This window comes from Roseivirga sp. UBA1976, from assembly GCF_002336325.1.
GTDB lineage: Bacteria > Bacteroidota > Bacteroidia > Cytophagales > Cyclobacteriaceae > Roseivirga > Roseivirga thermotolerans.
This window is the reverse complement of sequence record NZ_DDDQ01000079.1, coordinates 22624-29190: the sequence shown is the minus strand read 5'-3', so window position 1 is coordinate 29190 and position 6567 is coordinate 22624. Positions and strand designations below refer to the sequence as shown.

At 42.1% G+C, this 6567-nt stretch carries 6 protein-coding genes; 3 read left to right on the top strand and 3 right to left on the bottom strand.

The features are described from left to right. The 3 genes from B3763_RS07930 to B3763_RS07920 all read left to right on the top strand — a co-directional run. Positions 1-1270 (top strand): ATP-dependent metallopeptidase FtsH/Yme1/Tma family protein (locus B3763_RS07930; RefSeq protein ID WP_286745486.1); only part of this gene is annotated, 1270 nt, incomplete at its 5' end. A gap of 81 nt (positions 1271-1351) precedes the next feature. Beyond that, positions 1352-2113: a UDP-2,3-diacylglucosamine diphosphatase gene (locus B3763_RS07925; protein ID WP_286745483.1), complete on the top strand. Its 762-nt coding sequence runs from the start codon at positions 1352-1354 to the stop codon at positions 2111-2113. Then, complete coding sequence (locus tag B3763_RS07920; RefSeq protein WP_286745481.1) at positions 2103-2906, top strand: hypothetical protein; 804 nt, start codon at positions 2103-2105, stop codon at positions 2904-2906. The genes B3763_RS07925 and B3763_RS07920 overlap by 11 nt, the downstream gene beginning before the upstream one ends. Here B3763_RS07920 and B3763_RS07915 read toward each other — a convergent pair. From B3763_RS07915 to B3763_RS07905, 3 genes are all read right to left on the bottom strand, one after another. Continuing rightward, the gene (locus B3763_RS07915) at positions 2896-4242 is read right to left on the bottom strand and encodes a TolC family protein (protein WP_189629491.1); all 1347 of its coding nucleotides are present in this window, start codon (positions 4240-4242) and stop codon (positions 2896-2898) included. The two genes, B3763_RS07920 and B3763_RS07915, sit on opposite strands and share 11 nt — an antisense overlap. A 258-nt stretch (positions 4243-4500) precedes the next feature. Continuing rightward, a complete protein-coding gene (locus B3763_RS07910) occupies positions 4501-5196 on the bottom strand; it encodes an ABC transporter ATP-binding protein (protein WP_229838613.1) in 696 nt (231 codons plus the stop codon). 51 nt (positions 5197-5247) lie between these two features. Further along, positions 5248-6495 (bottom strand): efflux RND transporter periplasmic adaptor subunit, encoded by a 1248-nt coding sequence (locus tag B3763_RS07905; RefSeq protein ID WP_189629489.1) that lies wholly within the window; start codon positions 6493-6495, stop codon positions 5248-5250. Between the last annotated feature and the right edge of the window lie 72 nt (positions 6496-6567).

Sequence of the window (6567 nt, the reverse complement as noted above, 5' to 3'; positions counted from 1 at the left end):
TTTTGTCGAAATGTTTGTGGGTGTAGGTGCTGCCCGAGTAAGAGACTTGTTTAAGCAAGCCAAAGAAAAAGCACCTTGTATAGTCTTTATCGATGAGATTGATGCCATTGGTAGATCGAGAGGTAAAGGTCAAATGCCGGGGTCTAATGATGAACGCGAAAATACCCTGAACTCCCTACTGGTGGAGATGGATGGTTTTGCCACAGACTCAGGAGTAATTATTTTGGCCGCTACCAACCGTCCCGATGTACTGGACAATGCCTTACTTAGACCGGGACGATTTGACCGTCAAATAAGCATAGACAAACCCGACATTGTGGGTAGGGAGGCTATCTTTAAAGTACACCTCAAGCCAATCAAGCTCGAAAAAGATGTAGACCCTAAGAAGCTTTCGGCCCAAACTCCCGGCTTTGCTGGTGCAGAAATAGCCAACGTGTGTAATGAGGCCGCCCTTATTGCCGCCCGAAAAGACAAAAAAGCAGTTGATATGTCCGATTTTCAGGACGCTATTGACCGTGTAATTGGAGGGCTTGAGAAAAAGAATAAAATTATTTCTCCTGAAGAGAAAAAGATTGTGGCTTACCACGAAGCCGGACATGCCGTGGCCGGCTGGTTTCTGGAACATGCCGATCCGTTGGTTAAAGTGTCGATCGTACCTAGAGGAGTAGCCGCTTTGGGCTATGCACAGTATCTGCCCAAAGAGCAGTTCCTTTACCAAACTGAGCAATTGCTCGATGAGATGTGCATGACCCTGGGTGGCAGGGCTGCCGAAGAGATTATTTTCGGTAAAATATCTACCGGTGCCTTAAGCGATCTGGAAAGAGTAACCAAAATGGCTTACAGCATAGTAACGGTTTATGGAATGAACGACAAGATTGGTCATATATCGTTCTATGACTCCAAGCAAAACGACTACAGTTTCAACAAACCTTATTCAGAAGATACGGCCAAAACCATCGATGAAGAGGTTAAGAAGATTGTTGCTCAGGCCTATGAGCGCACCAAACAGTTGCTGTTAGAAAAGAAGAAAGAGCTGGAAATTTTGGCCAAAGAACTTCTTGACAAAGAGATTCTTTTCCAGTCCGATTTGGAAGGCCTTATTGGTAAGCGTCCTTTTGAGAAGGAAACCACTTACCAGGCTTACACCAACAGCAGCAATGGAAAAGCAAAAAAAGAAGCAGAAGCTGCAGAAAAAGAAAGTGTAGAAGAAGCGGCTGAAACGAAAGAGCAAACCAGCCTTGACGATAGCCCTCCTAAAGAAGAATCATAATCCATAAAAAAATCAGGCTTACCGCCTGATTTTTTTTGTTTTACCCTTTCCGCTAACTTGCGCCAATTCCTTTTTTAACCCATGGAGCTTAAGCCTAAAGCATCAGAAAAAGTTTACTTCGCATCGGATTTTCATTTGGGCATACCCAACAAAGCAAAGAGTCGGGAGAGAGAGCAAAAGATAATTGATTGGCTTAGTCAATGCCAAAAAGATGCCCATGCCATTTTTCTAGTGGGCGACTTATTCGATTTTTGGTTTGAGTATAAGACCACCATCCCCAAGGGCTTTTCGCGTTTCCAGGGCAAATTGGCCGAAATAGCTGATTCCGGTATAGAGCTTCATATTTTTACCGGAAACCATGACCTGTGGATGTTTGGATACTTTGAGGAAGAATTTAATGCTAAGGTATATACCGAACCCATTGACCTATTCATTAACCAAACCAGCTTGTATGTTGGGCATGGTGACGGCCTGGGGCCGGGTGATAAGGGGTATAAGTTTCTAAAAAAAATATTTACCAATCGTTTCTTTCAATGGGCCTTTCACTGGCTACACCCCAATGTGGGTATTGGCCTGGCCAATTTTTGGTCCGGAAAAAGCAGGGCTCAGGCCAACAACACTGAGCAAAGATTTCTGGGAGAAGAAGAATGGCTTTGGTCATATGCCAAGTCTTTAGAAAAAGAAAAACACAGAGACTATTATATTTTCGGTCATCGTCATCTGCCGCTAGATCTTGAGGTGGGAAACAACAGCCGATACATTAACCTGGGTGAATGGCTTGGTGCCTTTACTTATGCTGAATATGCTGAAGGTAAAGTAGAACTAAAGACCTATGAGGGCTAGCTTCTTATTTCTTGTGCTTCTTTGCAGTACCCAACTCGCTGCTCAGCAATTGGTATTCAAACACCGATTCGAAATTAATTTTATTCCGGAAGCAGCTTCAATAGATCGCCAGGGTTACTTGTACTTTGCCAGTAAAGACGGTACCATTGAGAAATACGATAGCAACGGCAAAATGCTATACCACTTTTCGCCACAGCGCAAGGCAGCCCCCACTTTGCTCGAAGCCTGGCAGGGTTTAAGAGTTTTTGCTTACTACCAGAACTTTCAGGAGTACCTTTTCTTAAATCGCTTTCTTACCGATTCTGAACGCTATCCTCTGCAGTCGCTGAGCATAAGTAATTTTAGTGGTCTGGCCACCCTCTCCGGAGATAACAACCTATGGTTGTTCGACAACAATACATTGGCCGTTAAGAAGGTTGACCTAAACAATGGAGAAACCATTCTTGATAACATTTTATCCCTCAGTCTTTCAGTAAAAAACATTCAGCCCACTTTTATGCGCGAATATCAAAACCTGCTTTTTGTTGGTGATAAGAATTCAGGGATACTCGTTTTTGATAATCTGGGTAATTATATGGACACAATTCCCCTCAAAGGGGGAGCTTACTTTAGTTTTAGCGAAAACTCACTCGTAAGCATAGAAGAAGGGCAGATAGTGCTGGTAGATATCTACTCTAAGCAAAAAAGAAAGGTTGGACGTGCCAACCCTTCTTTTAAAACAGTATTTATGGAAAACAATCAGATTATCATTCAGTCTGGTAAAGTTGTTGAATACTATACCATTAATTATTAGTGGGAGAAATTAATTCGCCCATATAAATATCCAAAATCAGCTTTCTCAGATATATGCTGTATTTCGATCTCAACATTTCGAAATCTCCCCTATTCTTAGCATTAAGACTCTGCAGGTATGTAACAAAGTCTATCGTTCCATTTTCATAGCGGGTCTTCGCAAATTCAAACGACTGGTTTAGATTCAATTGACTTTGCTTAGCTGCCCCATAGGTAGTTTTAGCATTTACCAAATCCAGATATGCCCGCTGCAACTGATTGGTTAGGTCATTTTTAGCCTGCTCCAATCCTAGCTCAGAATTAAGCATTTGAATCTTGCTGGTCTGCATCTGAGTTCTATTCCTAAAGTTGTTAAACAATGGAATGTTAAGGTTTAAAGAGGCAGACTTTCTTCTGTTATTATCGAACTGGGTAGAAAGGTCAATTACAGAACCATCGGTTTGGTCTCTCAGGTTGGATGACCAACTGGTTCCGTAGCCTGCCGAAATAGATAGGTTTGGCATCCACAAATATTTGGCCGACTGCATGGCTTTTCTGGAAGCTTCTAAACTCAACTCGGCCGAACGTACGCCCGGAGAAAAGCTCATGGCCTTTTCATGCACCTCATTATAGTTTTGTAGTTCTTGTTCCAGCAAACTATCGTTGAGCGTTATGCCCTCGAAACTATATTCTTCCGAAGGATCCAACAACAAGAGCTGAATAAGCTGCAACTTAGAAGACTCTAGCGTATTCCGGTTATTTACTATAACCAGGTCTTGCTGGGCAATTTGAGATCTGAAGTTATACACTTGCTCCATATTACCCACTCCCGCTCGTTCTCTAATCTCTTCCCTTTCCAGTTGTTCTTGTAACAATTCTCTAAGGGCTTCATTAATTTTGAGGCTTTCTTTGGTGGTTACCACCTGAAGAAAAGCGTTTACCACATTGGCTTGGGTTAGCTGAACAGTACTCTTTACATTTTCTTCTGCAGCCTCATAGCTAGCCTTGGCTTGTTGCATACCTAGCAAATTCGAAAATCCATCGAACAGAGTCATACTGGCACCAATGGAACCACCACCACTTAGGGTAGTAGTATTTACCAGATTTCCCGAAGTCTGGTCAAAAGAAAGCCCTTCGAACCAGTTGTGGGAAGCCCCGGCACTCAAAGAAGGTAAAAAGTTGAACTTGCTTTGGGTATATTGCGCCCTGGCAATTTCAGCACTGTTTCTGGCCCTTTTTAAAGCAATATTGTTTTGCAAAGCAATATCGATACACTCTTCTAGTGTAAGCACTTTTTGTGCAAACACCCCCGGCATGGCCATTAGCAGTAATAGGGCTATTGAAAGTATCTTTTTCATAATAATGTTTTCTATCCGTTAGGCAATAAAGATCTGAGGGAAGCCTATGTCCCTGTTATTTCAGGAGGTTGCCTCAAAAGCCAGATAAGTGCCACCCCGAACTTGCCTGCCTGCGGCAAAAGCAGGTTTCAGGGGCTTCATAGTGCTCTTTGTAGAACTTATAGATTCTGAAATTAACCTGCCTGTCGGTAGACAAGTTCAGAATCACGTGTTTTGAAGCTTTTGAGACCGCCTCACATTCAGCATTCTACTGAGTTACTAAACCAGTGAATTCTCTTTAGAATTGATGTTCTCAGATACAATCTGACCATCGAACAGGTTCACCACTCTGTGAGCGTATTCTGCATCGGTAGCAGAGTGCGTTACCATAATTACGGTTGTACCTCCTGCATTCAAATCGCTAAGAAGTGTCATTACTTCCTGGCCGTTGGTAGAATCAAGGTTACCCGTTGGCTCATCCGCAAGAATTAGGTTAGGCTTGGCAACAACCGCTCTGGCTACAGCCACCCTTTGCTGCTGACCACCTGATAACTGTTGTGGAAAGTGGTCTTTTCTATGCATAATTTGCATATGTTCCAACACTTCTTCTACCCTTTGCTTTCTTTCAGAAGATGGATATTTGAGATAGATTAAAGGAAGCTCTACGTTTTCATATACCGTTAGCTCGTCAATAAGGTTGAAGCTCTGAAACACGAAACCAATGTTTCTTTTTCTAAGCTCTGCTCTTTGTCTTTCAGAATATTTTGAGACCTCTTCATCGTAAAAATAGAACTCCCCTTCAGAAGGGTTATCCAATAGACCAATGATGTTTAGTAAAGTAGATTTACCACAACCCGATGGTCCCATGATTGCAACAAACTCACCTTCAGCAATCTGAAGATTTACGTTATTCAACGCGGTCGTTTCGATTTCATCCGTGTAATAGAACTTCTTCAGCCCCTTAGTGGTGATGATACTCTTGTTGTTTCCCATAATTATAAAAGTTAATTAGTTGTTTGAATTAATTTATTTCTTGATGATAAGCTTGTCCTTATCTTCATACCCTTCGTATGATGAAAATATCACTTTTTCTCCAGGTTTTAAACCTTCCAGTACTTCATAGTTCCGTGGAGTTTGGTTTCCAATCTTGATTCTCCTCTTGACGGCTTCGGTTTCATCTTCGTTCAACACAAAGATCCAGTTACCACCTGTAGTTTGAAAGAAGCTACCTCTAGGTATCTGAATAGCTCTTTTTTCCTCACTCAATTGGAGTCGCACAGAAAGCTCCTGGCCTCGTCTGACTCCTTCAGGAATCTCACCAACAAGCTCTACCACAAACTGACCGTTGTTGATTTCAGGAAACTTCTTTCTGATTTCCAGCTTGTAGGTATTTCCGGCAAAATCATAAGTTCCTACCAACCCCTCATATATTCTGGGCAAATAGTGCTGATCTACTAAAGCCGACACTTTAAAGCCGTCCAAATCATCAATTTGGGCAATAGTAGTTCCCTGTCCTATTTGCTGGCCAATCTCTGCATTTACTGTAGAAAGAAGACCATCTATTGGAGCTGTCACATACAAGTCCTCCAACTGTCGCTGCACCAACTTCAGGGCATCTTCGGAGGTTACCAATCTTTCAATATTCTGATCGCGCTGGGTAATATTATTGATGGAGTCAAACTCCATTTGCTTGAGTGTATTTGTTCTGGTAGCCAACAAACGGTTATACCTTCTTTTGGCGTTTAAGTACTCCTGCTCAGTGGCTACTTTGTTCTTCCAGAGTTGCTCAGTACGCATCAACTGGTCCTTGGCCTCATCGATGTCAAAGTCTAGTGATATAACCTGTGCTTTCGAAGTAAAAAGCTGTTGTTGCAACCTGTTGTTAGTGTTTTCAATCTCGTTTCTCAACCGGTTGGTTTGAGTTTGCTCGCTGATATAATTCATTTCGAGCTGCCGGTTCTCCAACTTAAGAATAGTATCTCCCTTTTTTACTCTTACTCCACCTTCTAAAAACTTTCGTTCAACGTTGCCGCCCACTTTCGCATCGAGATATATAGTGGTTTTGGGTTGAACCGTACCGGGAATAGGTATAAACTCTTGAAAAGGGCCTTCAATAACCTCACCCACACTTATCTTCTCAATTTCTACATTGAGCTTGGCCGAGTTATCATTAAAAATAAAAACGTAAAGTATTAAGTATAGAATAGCGGCACTGCCGAGAATGGTCACTATGCGCTTAGTTGTCCAAGTCTTCTTTTTAATTTTTCTGTCCATTGCTAATTATTCGTTTTTTCTAGTCCGATCACCGATTGACAACAAGGGTGCCACTTTTGTAAAACACTATAA

Coding starts and splice junctions, on each gene's coding strand:
- B3763_RS07925 (WP_286745483.1), top strand. CDS start 1,352: ATGGAGCTTAAGCCTAAAGCATCAGAAAAAGTTTACTTCGCATCGGAT.
- B3763_RS07920 (WP_286745481.1), top strand. CDS start 2,103: ATGAGGGCTAGCTTCTTATTTCTTGTGCTTCTTTGCAGTACCCAACTC.
- B3763_RS07915 (WP_189629491.1), bottom strand. CDS start 4,242: ATGAAAAAGATACTTTCAATAGCCCTATTACTGCTAATGGCCATGCCG.
- B3763_RS07905 (WP_189629489.1), bottom strand. CDS start 6,495: ATGGACAGAAAAATTAAAAAGAAGACTTGGACAACTAAGCGCATAGTG.